The organism is Paenibacillus phytohabitans (assembly GCF_013141775.1).
Taxonomy (GTDB): Bacteria; Bacillota; Bacilli; order Paenibacillales; family Paenibacillaceae; genus Paenibacillus_AQ; species Paenibacillus_AQ phytohabitans.
Window position 1 is genome coordinate 147199 of record NZ_WHOB01000012.1, and the last position, 19631, is coordinate 166829.

The following is a 19631-nucleotide window of genomic DNA, read 5'->3' on the forward strand; positions in this document are numbered from 1 at the left end:
CGCTTGGAACGGATCGGTCATCTGCACCTTCGGCAAGCCATCTGAGAGTTCCGTGTTTAAGGGGGCCGCTGCGTACATGGATGTGATCGTGAAAACTTCACTTCCACTACCTGGCCGTCATAATGGAACAGAGATGTTGTTTCCGCACCACGCATCGTTCGTCCCTGCGAGAAGCCGTTCGGATAGTTGTCTCCGTTGAAAGAATCTGCTTCAAGTTCTACCTCCGTTCCCATTATGCTAAATTGATGCTCCTCATATCGCTTAATTGTATTCCCGAGCGTGTATTAAAAGTTTCTGCAAATTCACCTGAAATGTTTATATTTTGTCATACCTTCACCTGACCGGCAGCCGGTGCGTCAGCACGGGAACTCATAAAAAAGAGACCAACAGGCTTAATGGCAGCTGATGGCCTCTCCGTTGCTTCAGAAATACACTATTCCTTCTCTTCTTGCCGGACAGATGGTGGTTCGGTGATGTTAATGGACATAGTTTTCAATAAAAAAGACGAGACCTTATTTTCCCGGTCTCGTCCGCGCTAGGACAAAATAATTCATTATTCGAATTGAAAATTCATTTCTGAAGCTTGATTTCTCCCTATATTAGTTAGCATGCTAAATATGAGCAAGAGAGAACTTAGCATAAGTTACTCTCCATTTCCTTCAAAAGCCGTCTTAACAGTAAGCGCTCTTCGGGTAAAATTGATTTCAGTAATTTCTCTTGCTGCTGCTTCCACTTGACTTCGATTGGTTGTTCTAACTCTTTTCCCTTATCAGTTAAAAAAATTCGCATAACCCTTGCATCTTGTTCATCACGCTTGCGGTATATAAATCCGTTTTGCTCCAGTGACTTAACCATATTGGTAACCGTAGGCGGCTCACATTTCAGATGTTCACTTATTTGCATTTGTGTAATCCCATCGCCTAACCACAAGCGATACAGCAAATTATCCTGGCCAACATAAAGGTTAAGTTCTCTTAGAGATTCACTGTAATCCCGGCGCATTTGCGAAGAAATCCGGTCTAGCGACTGACGGATATCACAATCCACTGTATCATTCATAGTTTACCCTCAACTTGTAAAGTATTTTTAGCGAACTAACTATAACATGGTGAAATTGAGGTGTCTACCGGTGAACGGAGCTTTACGTGGATGGCCTATATTTTACTTGATACCAGCTGCCAGCTCATCAACCACTTCTTGTACAGTTTGGATCTTTGTGATCGGCGTAATTCCAGTACCCACAGTGATAATACCACCTTCGCCGATACCTTCAAGCATACCGATACGAATTACACTAGAGCTACCTCCTACCCTAGCAATTTCTTCACGAGATGCGCCCTGGTTATCCATAGCCACCAATTTTTCAGCAAACGGTGTAGGCAACGAACGGTAGTAAGCTGGTAAAGTACGGTACAACAACAAATCTGCTGCAGATGAATCCACTATCCTTTGCTTTACTGATTGTGCTGCGGGGTTTTCAACAGTAGGAATAAAACGGCTTCCTAAAAAGACACCTTCTGCCCCTAACTCAAAGGCACTTGCAACACCGCGAGCATCACCTATTCCACCAGCAGCGATCACTGGAATATCAAGCACATCAACGATTATAGGCGTTATTGTAAACGTACCAATAATACTTGTCGGCAATGTTCCACCCTCATCAAACCCGGTAGCAACATAAACATCAACACCCATAGCTTGAGCAGACTTTGCATCTTCGATCGTTGGAGTTAAAGGACGGTAAACAATCTTAATGCCTGCTTCCTTTAGTGGGGTGATTATTTTTTCAGTTAGCGTTCCTTCAACACCATTAAGAAGAATAACTTGCACACCTTCTTCAATGACAACTTCCAAAATGGGCCAAGTAAACTTCATATCTGCATCAGTGATTAAAGTTGTACCAAATGGTTTATCCGTCAGTTCCTTTGTCTTCCGGATCTCACGGCGCATACGTTCCGCGGTTTCCTCCGGTGAGGTTGTTATTGTCGTTTGGCCGGCATTAGGACCAAGAATCCCTAACCCCCCCGCATTACTCACGGCAGCAACAAATTCAGCATTCGTAATCCAACTCATTGGTCCTTGTAAAATGGGTTTTTCAATTCCAAGAATCTCTGCTACACGATTGTTCATTAATATTATCCTCTCTTTAGCACCATATAGTCGCAATACTGTATAGCATAATTGGTCTCCTCTACGGGTTATGCTACAATAATCATTAGCTTGCTAATAATATTTGTATCCGTTAGCAGCCATGGCAATATCATAAGTCCATACGTTTTATTTGCGAAGAAGGCAATTTAAATGAACGTAGTACATATTTTTGTACTTTTAGACTGGGAGCGATATCATGCGGGTATGTAATGAAGGATTTGAAAAAGAGTTTATTGATGAAAAAAGAGATATGTACGCAATAGCCTTTACGCAAAATGTACTTTCGGGGCGATGGAAATACTTCATTATCTGGTATCTGGAAGGGGAAAGACGCCGGTTTACCGAGATCAAAAAATTCCTGGGAGGCTTGTCGCAAGGCTCGCTCACCAAGCAGCTCAAGGAGCTGGAGGACGACGGAATTATTCTGCGCGATGTGTATCCTGAAGTTCCCCCACGGGTCGAATATTCGCTGACAGAGAAAGGAAATAAGCTGCTGCCTGTCCTAAAGAAGATGGAGGAATTCGGTAACGAATATGGCGAGAAGCCTGAATTAGATGAAGGATAAGGGTAAAGGCTCCCCCTATTCAGCCAGTACATAAAATCGCGCAATCCAAACCAAACACCTCCAAGATTATCTCCCTTTCTTACGACTGGACAGGGTTCCATTCTCTTGAAGGTGTTTTGATCTGCTCATAATTAGGACCGGCCGGGGTTTGTTAGATGGAACTGATTTTCAGCAAAATTCTTCCCCGTCCATGTCTGGCTTCGCTCTTCTCCAGTGCTTGATCCGCTTGGCTTAACGGGAATATGGAATCAATCTCCGCTTTAATCATACCTTCGGCTATTAATTTCGTTAGATGCTGCAAGTCTTCCCGGTTAGGGAATTTGGTATTGAACTTAGCTGTAACGCCATATTTTTCAGCGTTTTCTTGGGAGGGATCTTGAGTTAAAGAAACCAGGATTCCGTCTTTTTTTAGAACCTGCCAGGATCTCGATTCTGTCTCGCCGCCAACGGAATCAACTACCAGATCTACGTCCTTTACGATATCTTCAAATTTTGTTGTGGTATAATCGATGACCTGATCAGCCCCCAACGATTTTACGAAGTCCACGTTTGAGGATGAAGCCGTTGCGATCACGGTTGCCCCTTTCCATTTAGCCAACTGAACTGCAAACTGTCCAACACCCCCTGCTGCCGCATGGAGGAGAAGGGTTTGCCCGGACTGGAGCTCACCTTCAGTGAACAAGGCTTTCCAGGCGCTTTCTGCTCCTGCTTTGATCGTTGCAGCATCCTCAAAAGTGAGATTTTCCGGCATCGCCATTAATTCTTGTTCCTTCGCAACCCCATATTCTGCATAAGCGCCTTTGATGCCGCCAAAAACTCGGTCTCCGGGCTTAAATTCCGTTACCGTTTGCCCCACCTCTTCGACAACTCCTGAAGCGTAGAAACCAGGGATATAGGGAAAGGTTACAGGAAACACATTTTGAAGCCAACCCTTACGAATTTTAAAATCAAGCGGAATGACCGTAGCATACACGATGCGAACCAGGACTTCATCCGCTTGCGGTTGAGGGCGATCAATGGTGCCTAACCTCAAAACATTTGGATCCCCGTATTCGTTGACCTGAACAGCTTGCATAGATTTATTCGACATGTTTATCTCTCCTCCTATATGATTAATGGTTTGGTTTACTTCCATTTATTTTTCAAGATTTGCGGCTATTTTTTTGGCCAAAACTGCAAACTGAACTTTTTCTTCAGCACTCAGATGTTCCGTTGTAATCTCCTCCAGCTTGCGCCAAGCCTGATCGACTCTGGTTTCTATATCGCGCCCTTCTTGGGTGAGTGATACTATGGTTACCCGTTTATCCACTTCGGAACGGTTGCAGCTGACGAGACCCGAAGTTTCCAAACGGCGTACGGACTTCGCTATGGTAGAGTGATCAAGCCGCAACGATTTTGTGAGATCATTCTGCGATTGACTGTCCCGGTGCCATAATTGCATCAGCACCAGTTCCTGGCCCGGGTATAAGCCTGCTTCCCGAAGCAGTTGTCCCGCAATTCGGTGATGGGAACGAGCCAGACTGAAGATCGAGAAATTCACGGGGAAATGCGTGACTGCGCTGATTTCATCCTCAATGGTTTCGCTCTTGTCACTAGGCTTCAATAAAGTCATCTCCTTTTATGTGGTCGTCAACATATATGCACACCTACAGTAACATTTAAATATGTTGCCGTCAACATAAATTCAATCAGACAAATTAAAAACAGAACCCTTAAAGTGCTCTAAGGGTTCTGTTTATTAAATTATTTATTTGATATATTTACTTTTATACTTATCAATAAGGATTCCGGCTTTGTCCAATTGCTTTATTCCTTCTGCCCCCTTCTTTTCACCTGCATTGAATTTGGACCAATTTATTTTGGTCGTCTTCAAGCTGTCCCGTATTATAGTATTTCTTTCAACTCTGGATTACGTATTTATGGATTTCGTTTAAAGTTCGCATCTGCAATTTCTCAGCAGATGCGAATTTAGTCATCAAATAACTGCTAGGCTTCCATCGCTAATTCAAAATTGTATCCCCACTTGAAGTGACAAAGACCTCGTTGGTGCATGAACCATCCTTTGAATAAGTAGTTTCTAAAAGATAATTACCACCTTTTAATTTAACCACTTCAGTTTGACCCAGTATTTTGACATGTGCAGTTGTCCCAAACGGAACAGTTAACTTGATCTTTATCGTGTCTTTATCCAACTCCCAAGCAACGCCAGCGCGTCCAAACGGTGTCTGGTGGGCTGTCTGAGCACTGGTAATTCCGCCCCCTGGCTGTGGATTTACTTCGAAAGTAGTCCAGCCGGGGGTTAAGGGCTTTAAACCACCGATTGTAGCATGCATCCAATTGGCCACCGAACCGAGTGAATAGTGATTGAATGAAGTCATAACTCCGGGATTTACCGTACCGTCCGGAAGTAACGAATCCCAACGTTCCCAAGTAGTAGTACCACCCATTTTTATTTGATACAGCCAGCCCGGACATTTCTCATTTAAAAAGAGTTGATAGGCTTCTTTTAAATGTCCTGTTTCTGTAAGCGCCGGCAGCACATAGGGTGTCCCAGCAAAACCGGTACTAATCTTGCCGTCCGACTCACGAACTAGTTCAGCTAAGCGCTCGCCGGCAAGCTCTTTTAGCTTCTGCTGATCATCTAAAAGCCCAAAAGCGATAGCCAATGCATATGCGCACTGTGAATCGGACGTCATGAGTCCATTTTTTTGAACAAAACGCTGCACAAACCCTATATTGACATGTTCAGATAGCTGCCGGTAAGTGTCTTTGTCGAAATCTTCATTTAGCTCCTGCGCCATTGATGACAACAAGCTACAGCTTTGAGCAAAAAAGGCAGTCGCTACTAATTCCTTCTCAGTAATGGCAAGTGTTGGATCATCTATCGGCGCCAAGGGATCCAGCCAATCCCCTAACTGACCCAGAACATATTGTGGTTTACGATCCCAGACTCCGTCTTCAGACAAATATGTCCTAACTTCATCGACCCATGCTTTAGCTAAAGAATAGTGTTCTTTCAGCAAATTTTTATCACCGTTGGACATGTAAATGGCCCATGGGACAAATACAGCCGAGTCGCCCCAAATCGCAATAGCCTGCGGTGTCGACCATTCAGCCAGACGTACATACGGCACGTAAAAAGGTACGGTACCAATACGCTGCTGCTCATATCGCACGTCTTCCAGCCAATGTGACAGAAAACTGGATACGTCGTACAAATACGCTGCTGTTGGAGCAAAAAGGGCAATGTCCCCTGTCCAGCCGAGCCGTTCGTCACGTTGCGGACAGTCAGTGGGAATTGATACAAAATTGGATTTCATCGACCATAGCACGTTTTCGTGGAGCCGGTTGACCAACTTATTCGAAGACTTGAACCAACCAGTTAGTTCCATATCGGTATGATAAACCCGGCATTCAACTCCTTCGGCCAAAAGATAACCATTCCAGCCGGCTATTTCGGCATATCGGAACCCGTGAATAGCAAACCTTGGTTCCCAAAAAGCATCCTGTCCATTGGAAATAAATGTATCAGTCTGTTTTCCACGGCGGAGCGGATGTATAGCAAGAGTTCCGTCAGGGTTTAATACTTCAGCATGCTTGACAGTGACTGTATCACCCGATCGAAAGCCGTTCAAATGTAGCCTCAACCTTTGTGTACAATTTTGCCCAAAGTCAAGTAACCAAATAGTTTTCCCTTCCTCGTTCTCGCTAATTTTTTTTATGAAAGAAATTGGATGGGTACCCGTTTCTCGAACCGGAGAGATTTTAGGAAATTGAATTTTTTCATTCTCAAAAGGAATCTCAGCAACCGGAAACCAATTGCTATCATCAAAACCCGCTTTTGACCAACCGCTTTTTTCTAAGCGGGCATCGTATGTCTCACCTTCGCATATATCTGAGTGCAGAATGGGTCCTAGAGATGTTTTCCAAAGTCCGTCCCACGAGTTGGAATAAATCGACTCCGTTGTACCATCGAGGTGTGTGATCTCAATTTGTGCAAAAACACCAATCTGGTCACCGTATATGTTGGCTTTACCGCCCTTGAAGCCAATTCGCCCACGGTACCATCCATCGCCAAGCCAAAACCCCAAAGCATTTTGTCCTGCATGTAATTCCTCAGTTATATCGTACGTCCAACACTCAATTCGATGATCATAGCAGGTCCATCCAGGGGTAAGAATATCCCTACCGACTTTGTTTCCATTTACTTCAGCTTCAACTAATCCTAATGCAGAAAGGTATAATCGTGCATAAATAGGGGCCTCTTTAAGCTTAAATTCAGTACGAACTAGAGGTAGATGACGATGATCCGTCTCTCCCTCAAACCAAGAAGGTCCAACAAATGCCGCTTCCTTCTCAAAGGGCCACAACAAGCAAATTTCAAATTTCAATAATTCCGACCAGTCGGATGATTTATTCGCTGACACTAACTTTGCTTTAACAGTCACTTGTTCACGTGATCTGAGTTCTGCAAATCGCCACGGATGCAGATAGTTTTGTCCAGCATCAACCTCCGCCATTTCAGTTATCGCAGGAACCCCAGGCATGTTACGTGTTATTTGAATTACTACTTTTGCGTCATTTGGCACCACTCTGTCATATTGCCACGAGAGCCGAGGAGTACTTGTATCGAGCCCCAATGTATTTCCTGAATGATGTTCGACTTGAAGATGTAGTAGTTTCGTTAAAGTATCACTCAATTTTTTATTTTCTCCTTTACCTTCTTTTTGAGCTAGCAATCTACCCCTTAACTGCTCCACCCACAATTCCTTTAATAAAATGTTTCTGCAACAGCAGGAATGTAATCAAAAGCGGCAATGTTCCTAGTACAATAGCCGAAAATATCATGGCCCAGTTATTGTTGTATTGTCCGGTAAAAGTAAAAATCGAGATAGGAATTGTACGTTTCTCTCTTGCTTGCAAAAACAGTAGAGGTACAAGAAAATCATTCCAGATTGTGAGGCTATTCGTAATAACGATTGAAGCAGTGACTGGCTTTAAAAGCGGAAGCACAATTGTGAGGAAGGTTCTTGTGGGCCCACAACCATCAATCAGCGCCGATTCTTCAAGTTCTTTCGGTATTCCTTTGAGGAAGCCCGTATATAGAAAAATCGAGAACGGAATCGTCATGGCAATGTAAATGAATATTACACCTTGGTGAGTATTGATTAAGTGTAGAATCTTGAGCAACTTGTAGAGTGGTATCATGCTTAGTTGGAACGGAATCATAATTCCAGATATGAAATAAAAGTAAAAGGCATTGACCATTTTGGACTTGGCTCTTGCTATCGGATATGCAGCAAATGCGCTAACCAATACGACGCCAAACAGAGAGAATACCGCAATAATGAGGCTATTTCCAAAAGCCGTCAATAAATTCGCCGTTTTCCATGCCTCCGCGAAATTGCTCCACATCCATTTTTCCGGAAGTGCAAACGGAGACTTTAGGAGATCCTGAGGTGACTTGACGGTGACTGTAATCAAAATTGTAAGCGGCAGAGCGACAATGAGTCCCCATACAACTAATACTAGGCTAGATATGCTATGAAAAACAGAATTTCCTTTCATCATGCCTCAATCTCCCTTCTGCGGAGAAATCTAAGCTGAATGACTGAAATCAAGAGAATGATAAAGAACATAACAATAGCGATTGCAGTTCCATATCCCATCTCATTGTAATTAAACGCTTTTTTATATAAAAGAATTGCGAGTGACTCAGTAGCTGTTCCTGGTCCTCCCTTAGTCATCACAAAAATAATATCAAATACCTTAAAGCTTCCGATAATTGAGATTAGAATATTAACGGTAAACGCCGGAGCGATAAGCGGAAATGTAATATGTTTGAATTGATGCCATCGATTGGCGCCATCTATATCCGCTGCCTCATATAGATCACTAGGAATTGCTTGAAGCCCTGCTAAATAGATGACCAGTGAAAGTCCAGCCCATTGCCAAATATTTGTGAAGACAACGCTTAACATGGACCACTTGGGGTCTCCTAGCCAATCCTGCGTCCATGAGCTGAGTCCGATATTTTCCAATGCCAAATTAATTACGCCGAACACGGGATTATACATATAGCTCCAGATAAATCCAATCGCAAGAGCGCTTAATAAAGCCGGGATGAGGTAAAATACCCGTAAGAAGCGGGTAATCCAACCTGTTCCATCTACCAGCATGGCGAGCCCCAGCGACAAAACGTTCTGCAGAATCGTCACCAGAAGAGCAAATATAACTGTATTTTTTAAAGCAATCCAAACTTCGGTATCACGAATTAAATTCCGGTAGTTCTTTAAACCGATAAAATTAAAGTGCGGATTCAAGCCGTTCCAGTCTGTTAAACTGAAATAAAAACTGCTTATCATCGGAATTACGATAAACATGCTAAAAATAATGAATGCGGGCATCATAAACATGAGCTGTAATCCTGGTTTCTTCATCCTCAATCCCTCTATTTCATATGAGGATAAGAAGGGAATTTGTTTTCCCTCCCATCCGCATTATTTTCTTATGCGATGTCTTACTGGTTCATCTTTTCTAAGAACACTTTATCCATATCTTTGAGCATGTCATCGATCGAGTAGGTCTTGCCCCCATCAATCAGAACACTTTGAATTCCGGTGAACATCTTTTCTTGAACACCCTGTGGCCAATTTTGGTCAAGGAAGCTATATGTTCCTACATTCAGATAAGGAAGAAGCTCCTTCAGCGTTGCTCCAAGGTCCGGGTTTACATCCGTGAAGACAGGGAAAGCTTGTGCTTGCTTAAGCAACAATTCGTTATTCTCCGGTTCGGCCCAGAAATCAATGTATTTCTTAACCTCTTCCGGATGTTCTGTCTTGGCATAAGCGCCTATGCCAAGCGCGATTGCTGAGGATACAAGAACTTTCTCACCTTCTGCAGCGTATGGCAAAGGGAACATACCCAGATCTACGTCCGGATTTACAGCCAGAACTGCTGACAACGCCCAACTGCCCATAACCATCATGCCGGCTTTGCCTGTTGCCATTAATTGAACCATTTGATCGTAGCTTGTTCCTAAGACCCCTTTGTTAAAATAACCTTTCTGATCAAGCATTACGTAGTCTTGCATCATTTTCGTCCATGTCGAGTCGGCAAATACAGCTTTTCCATCATACATCTCCTGATCAAAATTCGGATTGTCGCGATAGATTGCTGTAGGGGCCATGGCATAAGGAATCAGTTGTGTGACCCACAAATCTTTATTTCCAATCGCAAGCGGTGTAATCTTCTCTGCCTTGAGATTATCGCATAGTGCAAGGAATTCGTCCCAATTCTGAGGAATGGACAAGCTAAGATCCGAGAAGATCTTCTTGTTATATATAACACCGATCGCATTCTGATCCAGTGGTAACGCGTAGACCTTTCCGTCCTGGCTCTCCATATTTTTGGCACCCTCCTGCAAACGGGCAACCCAAGGCCGGTCGGACAGATCCATCAAGTAACCCGATTGGACGAACTGTTCCTTCCATGTTCCTGGAAATACACCTAGAAGATCGGGAGCATCACCCGAAGCAAACCTTGTCCGAATTAATGTTTGATATTGATCGACGGGGGCGTTCTCGTATTCGATCTTAATGTTCGGATATTTCTCATGAAACCGTTTATTAACTTCTTTCAGCGTCGGACCTGCTTCTGCTTCCATAAAGTGAAGCATCTTAAGCGTAACCGGCTTGTCGTCCTCGACTGTCGAAGTGCTCGGAGCAGCCGGCTTAGAATTTGCGTCCGGGCCAGCACTTTGATTGGATGAATTGCTTCCACTGTTCCCGCAACCCCCAAGAGCTAGGGATAACATTGTGACAAGTGAGACCGTTCCTAATAACGTTCTTTTTCTTACAGACATTGCAATGACCTCCCAGAAGTTTATCTCTTACATTCTTAGTTTAGCGTCTGGCTCCAACGAGGGCTGCCGGGTTATTTTCTCTTTTGGTTAGGTTGATTTTCTAATGCATCAAAAAAAATAAACCAACCAGAAATTTCTGGTTGGTCAAAGATAAATGATAATTTCCAATTGTATACAAACTATTTATTCTGCACAAAAACCCTGTCTAACTCGCTAACGACTTCGTCAATAGTAAGGCCCTTCTCCTTGGCCATAACGTTTTGCACTGACTGGAAGAGGGTATATTGGACGCCTGGCGGCCAGTTTTGGTCTGGAAATGGAAAGACTGGACCTCGAAACGCAGTATCAATCTCTATTAGCGCAGGAGAAAGTAATGGATGTACATCCTTATATACAGAGAAGGAGTAGGTTTTCTCCAGAAAAAGGGCATTAATCTCCGGTTGGCTCCAGAAGTCTAAATACTTTTTTGCTTCTTCTGGATAAGGCGTTGAGCTAGATATTCCGATACCGATACTGACGCCAGAAGACAATCCTATCGTTTGATCCTTTTCCACATAAGGCAACGGAAAAATACCAATCTCAGCTAGGGGATTTGTCAATTTGATCGGGCCAAGAGACCAATTGCCCATAATCATCATCGCAGCTTGGCCTGTAGCCAACATTTGTACCATTTGATCATATGTTGTAGCTAAATAGTTTTTATTGAAGTATTCCTTTTGATCCAATTTGACATAATCCGTTAATATTTGCTTCCATGATGAGTTGCTGAATGAAGCTTTGCCTTCATACAGTTCCTTATCGAAGTCGGGTTGTTTGGGGTAAATGGCAGAGGCGGCCATAGAGAATGGAATTATCTGAGTGACCCATTGATCTTTGATGCCTAGCGCGATCGGAGTAATTCCATTGAGCTTAATCTTCTCACATAAGCCTAGAAACTCATCCCAAGACTTTGGAATAGTGAAGCCTTTTAAGCGAAATAGTTTCTTGTCATACATTACTCCTATAACATTACGGTTAATAGGCATAGCGTAAAGCTTATCGCCTGTTTTCATAATTTTCAGCGCATCATCCTGAAGTCTGGATTCCCACTTACTCCCGCTTAAGTTCATTAGGTACCCAGCTTGTGTGAAAGGGTCCTTCCATGTTCCAGGAAATATACCAAGGAGATCTGGGGCGCCTCCAGCAACAAAACGACTGCGGATTAGGCTCTGGTATTGATCGACAGGAGCATATTCGACTTGAATAGTAATATTAGGATATGCTTGATGAAATCTCTCATTGATCTCGCTCACCACGGGGCCGGCCTCTGTTCCGATCCAATGGACCATTTTCAGAGTAATCCGACCCTTTTCCGGATCCGAAATTGTAGCTTTATCTGTATTTAATGCTCTCACTATCAACAGCAAGGATAGGCAGGCGATAGTGATCAGAGCCAGAGAAGTGACTATTCTGTTCCGCATGGCATACCCTCACGTTTCATTTATTTTTGCGCTTATATTCTTGAGGTGTGACGCCTGTCCATCGTTTAAACGTCTGACTGAAAAATTTCGGATCTTCATAACCGACTAATTTGCCGATCTCCGCAATTCTCTTATAGCCGTTATCTAATAGTTCTCTAGCTTTATTTATGCGGAGTCGGATGATATAATCCGAGAAGTTGTCTCCTGTCTCGGTTTTGAAGAGCTTCGATAAATAACTGATGCTTACATGATGCTTGGTCGCGAAATCCTGAAGATGAACGACCTCCCCATAGTGCTGCTGTGCATACTCCATCAACGAAGGAATGATTTGTTTCGGCTCCAGAATTTTCTTCTCTCTTACTGCCATCAAACTTACCAGCTTACTGGATAACCACTCTACAAGCATTGTCTCTTCTCTGCATGACTTAAGAACCTCATAAAGTGAATCCGAGCCTGCTGTATCAAGAACGAATTGATTATCGTTCAATTTAAATTTAAGCGCATAGAGGAAATCCGCTAACAAAACGGAAGTTTGCTTAAGCGTCGTCCGTGCTCGCTGGAGTCCTTCAATCATCCTTCTTAGCTCTAATTGAAACTTAGCATAATCCTGCTCCCTCAAATGCTGTTCAATCCTTCTGGCGCTGTCCCAGAAGGATTGTGTGACAACTGGCTGCTCAATCTGCATAAATGTTGATTCTCCTAAACAAAGCTGAGCCTCTAATTGATTAAGACATTGTTTATAAATTCCCGCTAATGATTGTGGTATTTTCCGATGCTTATAGACGCAATGCACGACAAGACCTTGCAAACAGAGATATTCATAAAGTCGGTTGACACGTTGGCGCAGAACGCCATCCCTTTCCTGATTGTTCAAAGGCCACATGGCAATTCTTAGGTGTTCATCCATGTCGAAGCATTCCGCATCAACATTACCCTCATTACGGAGCCACGAAGAAATATCGGAAGCGGAAATACCACTGTGAGCCCACAAATAGAAACTATTCCAGTTCTCTAGAAGAATGACAACCAGGAGCCAGTCACCAGTGAGCTCATTTATACTGTCTTCCTTTCCTTCGAGTATACCTCGTATGGAACGCGATAAAGACCAATGCAGTTCTAGTCTGCTCTTCTCTTCTTCCTTTCTTACAGCAGCAATCATTCGGTCTACGACGGAATAAAGATCGGAAGCAAGTACCGGCTTGAGCAAATACTCCTTAGCGCCAAACTTCATCGCAATCCTCGCGTATTCAAAGTCATTATAGCCACTCAGCATGATGGCTTGTGTTCTAGGCTGCAAAGTAATCAGCTCTTCGACCACTTTAAGTCCGTTTAACCCTGGCATGCGAATATCCGATATTACGATATCGGGAGAGGAGAGCTTGGCATCTGCCAAAGCTTCTTCTCCACTTTTAAATCCAACGACTGTATGCAAAGTCTCATAAGGCTTCATTAAATACCACAGTTCGTCCAATGCTAACAGTTCATCTTCAATCAGCGTGATCTTCATACCGCGCTTCCTCTCGCTCCCGTTGGAAAGGTAACCGCAAAATAACGGTTGTTCCTTCATTCAAACACTTCTCTAATTTTAAGCCGTAATCATTTCCGTAAATAAGTACCAATCGCTTCTGAATATTGAAAAGTGCAATTCCCATATGTTCTTCACGGATGTCAGATCCGCTTAAGTGTGTCTCCTCAAGTTTCTTCTGGAACTTTTCCTGTATGGCGTCATCCATGCCGATCCCGTTGTCCGTCACCTTTATTTCCAATACCCCATCCTGACTCCTGACGGCAACAGCCACAATACCGCCCTCCTTGCGGTGTTCTAACCCATGTACAATTGAATTCTCCACGAGAGGCTGAATCATCAATCTCAGTACTTTAGCCCCCAGTAATTCCTCGGGTATATCTTTTTGGAATACAAAGCGATCTTGAAATCGATATTTCTGAATCTTAATGTAGCTTTCGATTAGTTGTATTTCCTCTCTTAATTCGACTGTTCGATCCCAATCATACAGACTATAGCGAAATAGGTGGGCTAAGGATTCGGTCACTTCAACAACGTCATCAGAGGCCCCCTTTCGACCGAGTGATTTGAGTATCGTAAGCGTATTGAAAAGAAAGTGGGGATTGATTTGGGCTTGTAAAGCAACAAGCCGGGCATCCTTTTCCCTAATTTCAGCTATATATACCTTAGTTATCAAAGCTTGCAGACTATCAAGCATCTGGTTAAAGACCTTACCCAGCAAGCCGATCTCATTACGTTGGCTTGAGTATTCCGCACGAACGGTGAAGTCTCCGCGCTCAACGTACTTCATAGTGACGATCATTTTACGAAGGGGACGCGTTACGCCTGTTGCGATAATCCAAGCAATGGCCACCACCAAGATTAGCACAACGATTTCAATCCCCATGACTGTATTGCGGATAACCTTTAGCTGCTTTGTAATGGCACGGATCGGCGTTAGAATCAGCGTTGTCCATTGCGTATAATCGGATCTGTGATAACCGTATAAATAAGCTTTTCCTTGCCAATTGATCGTGCCTGTCGTACGATCTTGCAACAACTCAGATATATTTATTCCGGAAATCTCGCTTCCGGTTAATAGATCTTGAGTATCATAAACAACCTGGTTTTGGTCAGTCGCGATATACAGCGTTGAACCTGGAGATCTGTCCCCAGCCTGCAAAGTAACCAGGTTTTTAAAAACCTCTGCATGAATATCAATTTTCATATAACCGATTAGCTTACCCGTCGGTATTTGATTAACAGGACGAATAAGCGAAAATACTTGTTCCCCAAGAAAATTCGTGATTGTATTCTCCTTTATGGTTGGCCATAGCAGAAAAGGAGTTCTTATACCTCTTCCGTTGTAAGGATACCATGGCTCTTGTTTGATTGTGTAACCTATGGGCGGACTCCGCTTAGACCAAAAGTAGGTTAAATCCTTCATTTGATTGGAGTATAGATAGATTCCCTGGACATCCGGCCAAGACAAGGTCAAATTCAGAAGATGCGACGTTACCTGTTGAGCCAGCTCCGCTTGCCCCGAAACATCGAGTGCTTCATTTTGACCAACTGCTCTTTGAACAACAGAATCATTGAATACGGATAGTGACAGCTTCTCCAAATCCTCCGAATAGAGCTCGATCGAACGAGAAACCTGCGCACTATTTGAACCCAGCAACTGCAGAGATTGTTTCTTGACCTCATTAACACTGCTGTAGTAGTAGAATACCCCTGTAGCAATGAAAGAGAGTGCGAATATCCCTGAGAAACTTAACACGAGTTTCGTTTGCAACCTCCAAGAGTTCCAGAACTTCATACCACCCTCATCCACGAATTATTAAGCGCTTGCAAAAGTATGCCCCCCTTGGAAATGAAGTTGATTATTTACCATAATATTATTGAACATTAGCATCTTATAAAAGAAGATAGTAAGCACTCCTGCATTTGAAATACCTTCTGGAGGAACTTGTTTGTCCATTATCACGTTAAGTGAGGAATTAACAATGTAATGATGATAACCTAGAAGTAGCATTCATTACCATTCGGTATCCCATATCTTTTTAGGAATGCTTTCAAATATAAACGAAATCTATACATGTGTACGTAGACTGTTTTTCTTTAATAGATAGGTTTATTTCCCTAAAAAATAAATCAAACTGCGAATCAGATGCGACCTGACTCGCAGTTGCTTTATCGCAATACTTGCTGGTTAGTTAGAAGAGTACCGCCAAAGTTGATTGCTGCTGGAGTTGATGATCCATTGCTGCATCGCAGTGGCGTCCCCGGTTTGTTCTCCTGTGTCTAGTGCTTTACCGGTAGCGCGATTAATTATCTTCCAATAGTCTCCATTCTGAGGTACAATGGACCACTGTTGATTGTAGCTAGAACTATCCATATACTGGCCAATTACAGAACCGTCCACTGTTCTGCCCAAAGAATCCAATCTCAAGCCCGTTGCTTTATTGACAATTTTAAAATAACCATTGTTTAAATCCATGTTATACCATAATTGGTTATCGTTATTATTAATATGATACTGATTTACGTCCGCACCAAGTGTGTTATTTCCCATACTATCAAGGGCCAAACCGCTGCTAAAGTTAGTGATTTTGAAATATATAGGTTGTCCGTTCACAGCATTTACAGGCATATCAGCATAGGTCACTGAATTCAACGATGGCTCTCTTAATAGACCGCCATTCATTACAAACAACCTGCCGTTTAAAAGTGGTAACAGTAAACGCCTGTAACCATTACCTACTGGTGTTGCCTGTCTGGTCCACGTACCTGAGCCGTTGTTTGAGTTTACATATATGTCCGCTGTGCTATAGGAGCCGGCAACAATTTTCCCATCATTCATTACCGCTACATAGGGGCTTCCTCCATAACCGTAAGTGGTCCCGGGATCTGTCGGATCCCAGCTTTCTGGATTAGACGAAATTTTATAATTAACCGGCGCATTTGCCTTACCTATGAACTCATAGACTAGTATATACTGTCCGTTAGCCATTTCAGCAACTACAGGCATGCCCGGGCGATAGGCTGCATTTGTTGAAGTGAAATTCACAACATCAAAAGGCACACTCCAACTTACTCCGTCCGTAGAGGACTGTGCTACAATTTTTTGTCCCCCGCTTGCCACGCCACGCTCGTCCGAATAAAAGCAAATAAGCTTATTATTAGCGTAGATAAGATATGGCTCCCATATAGCAGTACTTGTCCCCATTGTTGCCGCTCCCCCAGAAGCGACTGAACTTACAAATGTCCATGTTCTACCGAGATCATTACTTTTGTATATATCAAGCTTTGTATGCGAATCATTAGCGGGCTCCGAATTGCCAATCATCAGAAGGGTCCCAGCAGACATATTACCTGTGTCTTCAGGAAGTTCAAACAAGAAGGGCTCCTGCTTTAATCCCCAGCCGTTGACTTGATCCGTTACATCCGGAAGCCTTGACCATGTTTTTCCATTATCCACACTTTCAAACACAGGAAATGTGAAAGGAGCCACCGTGTATTTTTCAAAAGTTGCATACATCTTTCCGTTATTTGATGGATTGCTCTGATACTTAAGCTGAATAGCATGCGGGTACAACGCTCCGTATCGAACCGATGTAGATGAATCGGCAGTGTACATTGTCAACGGTCCATACGCGCTTGCATTACTTGGAAATGCAGCTATCACTGCTATAACAACCGAACATAAAATAAATACATTCCCCCAAAATTTTTTGAGACAAATCCCCATCATTTAGTTCCTCCTCTGGATTATGAACATCAACTTCATATTCACATTTCAATATCCATAAAATTCTCCTAATTCCCACATCCAATGCAATTTGGATTTGAGCTTCCTTTCAATAAATGAGCATTATTATACCCCCTTATTGAATATTGTAGATGGAGTTTAACGAATTCACTGTAGAGGGATTTTCCAATTAGAGGGGACTTATTTGTTTTTATACCAAATATCCACTATTCATATCCTGACAAGCTCTTGGACAAAGATACCAGACGGTGATTCGGGTAGTAAGTTCAAGGCGTCTATTACCCCTGATGGCCCCGAAGCGGTACCAAGGAAATGAACCTAATGTGAGAATATATTAGTTAATTGAACTCCCCCATCAACGCCGCAACAGATTTACTTTTAATCATATTTTGCACGATGGTTTTATTCTCTATCACCTGAATAAGAACTTTATACATCTCTTCCAGGTTCTTTCCCGGTTCTTTTTGAATATTTAATAGGACAACTACCTGAACCATTTGATTGTTATGCCAATCGATGGGTGATTGTAACGTACAGATTGTCCAGAAAGTCTCATCGGTCACAGGGGATATCGGATGCGGGATGGCAACCAGATTTCCGAAGCAGGTGGGCGCAAATTCTTCCCTTTCCAACACTAATTGGGTGTAATTCTCTGGGACAAGGCCCCGCTTATATAATTCATCACCTAAAAAACCGATAACCTTTTCTTTCGTATCCAGCGCTAGGTTCATAAATATTCTTGACGGGTGTAAATATACAGCTGCCTTATTTTCACCGGACAATAATTTTTTTCTTAGTTCCTCAACATCTTCCTCGTTTAAGAAAGTATTGACAACTTCAATGGGCACACTCAAATTTTCCTTAATAGGGATTGTGCTAATAATCAGGTCGATAGAGGACATGTCATATTGCAATAAATTATAGTAGTTGATAATATCGACAATTTCCAGTTCACTCGAGAACAGCTGCTTAATGCGGAAGGCAAGCAAGTGGGCACTGCCAAGCCCTGAGGCACACACGATGATTACCCGCTTTATCTTTTTTTGCTTGCTCTTCTTCCGCTCCAAAGCAACACCAATATGCAAAGCTATATATGCAATTTCATGCTCACCTGGTTCTATACCCGTATATTCCTCCAAGACTCTGCTGGCAACAACACCTGCCTCGAAAGCACCGGGATGTCTCAGCTTTATTTCATCCAATAACGGATTTCGGATATTCATCCGAAACCTTAGTCGGTTGATTGCTGCGCGAAGATGTAACGTAAGAGCTTGGCTAAATTCATAATCCTGATGAAAATCCCAATTTAATTCCATGTCCAACCTTTTAATCATACGCTGAACAATGCTATTTACTTCCTCATACCAGCTTAATTCAGATAACTTGTTCTCTTGTAATAGTCTTGTGCCCAGCAAATGAACGATAATATAATCAATTTCCGAATCTGGAAACTGGAGATGGGTATAGGCTTGAACATCTATTATCAATTCTTCTGCTACTTTTTTTTCAAATGCATGCCCGCTGTCGAACGGCTCCTTGAAATGTTCAATGATGAATCCCTGTTCTATCCGCTTGCACGCTATCGCAATATGGGTAGCCAAATTCTCCAGGGACATGTCCGAGATATTCAGGGTATACTCGTTAATCTTCTTGATAATGATGTCTTTGATTGTGACATACAGCTGCTGATCCAACAGCGGAGAAGAATCCTTTTGAATACGTCTGCCCCGGAAATTGTGGTAAAAATATTCGGACAAGCACAGTCTTTTCTTATACTCATCCCCTTCCACCATAATTCCATAGTGCGGCCGGTACACCAATTTCAACTGGTGCTTGGACAGATACTCCCGAACCTTCTTCAGATCATTCTGGATCGTCGATTTGGATACATAGATTTTATCTTCGAATTGCTCGATTTTGATTTCCTTTTTGCTGAGCAGTAATACCTTGAGCAGATACAGCACTCTGCCGTCCTGATCAAGGAATTGGTCATACTCCTCTTTCTTCTCAATAACCAGCTGACTGAAGTTTTCGGCATATAACGCCGGATCAGTTACTTGGAGTTTATATCCGAGTCCCCGGACAGATTCAATCACTACGCCTAAGTGGCGGCAATCTGCCTGTATCGCCTTCAACTCATTCCGCACAGTCCGGTCGCTGACTCCTAACTCCTTGGCAATCATTTCTGCGGTAATTGTATCTTTCGTTCCTGAGAGGACTAAGAGAATATCCTTTTGACGTTTTGAGACCCTCGAACCCATAGATGTACACCTCGTTTCCTGCACTGTTCGGCCTGTCGTCTTATATATTTATAC

14 protein-coding genes are annotated in these 19631 nt (G+C 42.9%); 1 reads left to right on the top strand and 13 read right to left on the bottom strand.

All coding sequences use genetic code 11. The features are described from left to right. Nucleotides 1-633: 633 nt before the first annotated feature. Together GC101_RS01105 and GC101_RS01110 are read right to left on the bottom strand one after the other, a co-directional pair. Nucleotides 634-1059 carry a MarR family winged helix-turn-helix transcriptional regulator gene (locus GC101_RS01105; protein ID WP_171715760.1) on the bottom strand — a complete coding sequence of 142 codons (426 nt, stop codon included), beginning with the start codon at nt 1057-1059 and terminating at the stop codon, nt 634-636. 102 nt (nt 1060-1161) lie between these two features. After that, complete coding sequence (locus GC101_RS01110; RefSeq protein WP_171715761.1) at nt 1162-2130, bottom strand: NAD(P)H-dependent flavin oxidoreductase; 969 nt, start codon at nt 2128-2130, stop codon at nt 1162-1164. A 217-nt stretch (nt 2131-2347) separates the two neighbouring features. Here GC101_RS01110 and GC101_RS01115 point away from each other — a divergent pair, with 217 nt between their 5' ends. Further along, complete coding sequence (locus GC101_RS01115; protein WP_171715762.1) at nt 2348-2716, top strand: winged helix-turn-helix transcriptional regulator; 369 nt, start codon at nt 2348-2350, stop codon at nt 2714-2716. Between the two features lie 151 nt (nt 2717-2867). Here GC101_RS01115 and GC101_RS01120 read toward each other — a convergent pair whose 3' ends face one another. From GC101_RS01120 to GC101_RS01170, 11 genes are all read right to left on the bottom strand, one after another. After that, a complete protein-coding gene (locus GC101_RS01120) occupies nt 2868-3806 on the bottom strand; it encodes an NADP-dependent oxidoreductase (protein WP_171715763.1) in 939 nt (312 codons plus the stop codon). A gap of 45 nt (nt 3807-3851) precedes the next feature. After that, nucleotides 3852-4319, bottom strand: coding sequence for a MarR family winged helix-turn-helix transcriptional regulator (locus GC101_RS01125; RefSeq protein ID WP_246354106.1), 468 nt, complete (start codon nt 4317-4319; stop codon nt 3852-3854). 397 nt (nt 4320-4716) lie between these two features. Further along, nucleotides 4717-7416, bottom strand: a complete 2700-nt coding sequence (locus GC101_RS01130; RefSeq protein ID WP_171715765.1) for an alpha-L-rhamnosidase — start codon at nt 7414-7416, stop codon at nt 4717-4719. A gap of 40 nt (nt 7417-7456) precedes the next feature. Beyond that, nucleotides 7457-8287 (bottom strand): carbohydrate ABC transporter permease, encoded by an 831-nt coding sequence (locus GC101_RS01135; RefSeq protein ID WP_171715766.1) that lies wholly within the window; start codon nt 8285-8287, stop codon nt 7457-7459. Then, nucleotides 8284-9156: a carbohydrate ABC transporter permease gene (locus tag GC101_RS01140; protein ID WP_171715767.1), complete on the bottom strand. Its 873-nt coding sequence runs from the start codon at nt 9154-9156 to the stop codon at nt 8284-8286. The genes GC101_RS01135 and GC101_RS01140 overlap by 4 nt, the downstream gene beginning before the upstream one ends. A gap of 80 nt (nt 9157-9236) precedes the next feature. Then, the gene (locus GC101_RS01145; RefSeq protein WP_171715768.1) at nt 9237-10580 is read right to left on the bottom strand and encodes an ABC transporter substrate-binding protein; all 1344 of its coding nucleotides are present in this window, start codon (nt 10578-10580) and stop codon (nt 9237-9239) included. Nucleotides 10581-10759: 179 nt separating this feature from the next. Beyond that, complete coding sequence (locus GC101_RS01150; protein ID WP_171715769.1) at nt 10760-12040, bottom strand: ABC transporter substrate-binding protein; 1281 nt, start codon at nt 12038-12040, stop codon at nt 10760-10762. 16 nt (nt 12041-12056) lie between these two features. Further along, nucleotides 12057-13547, bottom strand: coding sequence for a response regulator transcription factor (locus GC101_RS01155; RefSeq protein WP_171715770.1), 1491 nt, complete (start codon nt 13545-13547; stop codon nt 12057-12059). Continuing rightward, nucleotides 13528-15363 (bottom strand): sensor histidine kinase, encoded by a 1836-nt coding sequence (locus tag GC101_RS01160; RefSeq protein WP_171715771.1) that lies wholly within the window; start codon nt 15361-15363, stop codon nt 13528-13530. Before GC101_RS01160 ends, GC101_RS01155 begins: the two co-directional genes overlap by 20 nt. Before the next feature lie 393 nt (nt 15364-15756). Beyond that, complete coding sequence (locus GC101_RS01165; protein WP_171715772.1) at nt 15757-17298, bottom strand: RICIN domain-containing protein; 1542 nt, start codon at nt 17296-17298, stop codon at nt 15757-15759. 356 nt (nt 17299-17654) lie between these two features. Then, nucleotides 17655-19577: a BglG family transcription antiterminator gene (locus tag GC101_RS01170; RefSeq protein WP_171715773.1), complete on the bottom strand. Its 1923-nt coding sequence runs from the start codon at nt 19575-19577 to the stop codon at nt 17655-17657. Nucleotides 19578-19631 lie beyond the last annotated feature (54 nt).

Excerpts from the sequence above, each read along its gene's own strand:
- GC101_RS01105 (WP_171715760.1), bottom strand. The coding sequence starts at position 1,059 with ATGAATGATACAGTGGATTGTGATATCCGTCAGTCGCTAGACCGGATT.
- GC101_RS01110 (WP_171715761.1), bottom strand. The coding sequence starts at position 2,130 with ATGAACAATCGTGTAGCAGAGATTCTTGGAATTGAAAAACCCATTTTA.
- GC101_RS01115 (WP_171715762.1), top strand. The coding sequence starts at position 2,348 with ATGCGGGTATGTAATGAAGGATTTGAAAAAGAGTTTATTGATGAAAAA.
- GC101_RS01120 (WP_171715763.1), bottom strand. The coding sequence starts at position 3,806 with ATGTCGAATAAATCTATGCAAGCTGTTCAGGTCAACGAATACGGGGAT.
- GC101_RS01135 (WP_171715766.1), bottom strand. The coding sequence starts at position 8,287 with ATGATGAAAGGAAATTCTGTTTTTCATAGCATATCTAGCCTAGTATTA.
- GC101_RS01140 (WP_171715767.1), bottom strand. The coding sequence starts at position 9,156 with ATGAAGAAACCAGGATTACAGCTCATGTTTATGATGCCCGCATTCATT.
- GC101_RS01145 (WP_171715768.1), bottom strand. The coding sequence starts at position 10,580 with ATGTCTGTAAGAAAAAGAACGTTATTAGGAACGGTCTCACTTGTCACA.
- GC101_RS01150 (WP_171715769.1), bottom strand. The coding sequence starts at position 12,040 with ATGCGGAACAGAATAGTCACTTCTCTGGCTCTGATCACTATCGCCTGC.
- GC101_RS01155 (WP_171715770.1), bottom strand. The coding sequence starts at position 13,547 with ATGAAGATCACGCTGATTGAAGATGAACTGTTAGCATTGGACGAACTG.
- GC101_RS01160 (WP_171715771.1), bottom strand. The coding sequence starts at position 15,363 with ATGAAGTTCTGGAACTCTTGGAGGTTGCAAACGAAACTCGTGTTAAGT.
- GC101_RS01165 (WP_171715772.1), bottom strand. The coding sequence starts at position 17,298 with ATGATGGGGATTTGTCTCAAAAAATTTTGGGGGAATGTATTTATTTTA.
- GC101_RS01170 (WP_171715773.1), bottom strand. The coding sequence starts at position 19,577 with ATGGGTTCGAGGGTCTCAAAACGTCAAAAGGATATTCTCTTAGTCCTC.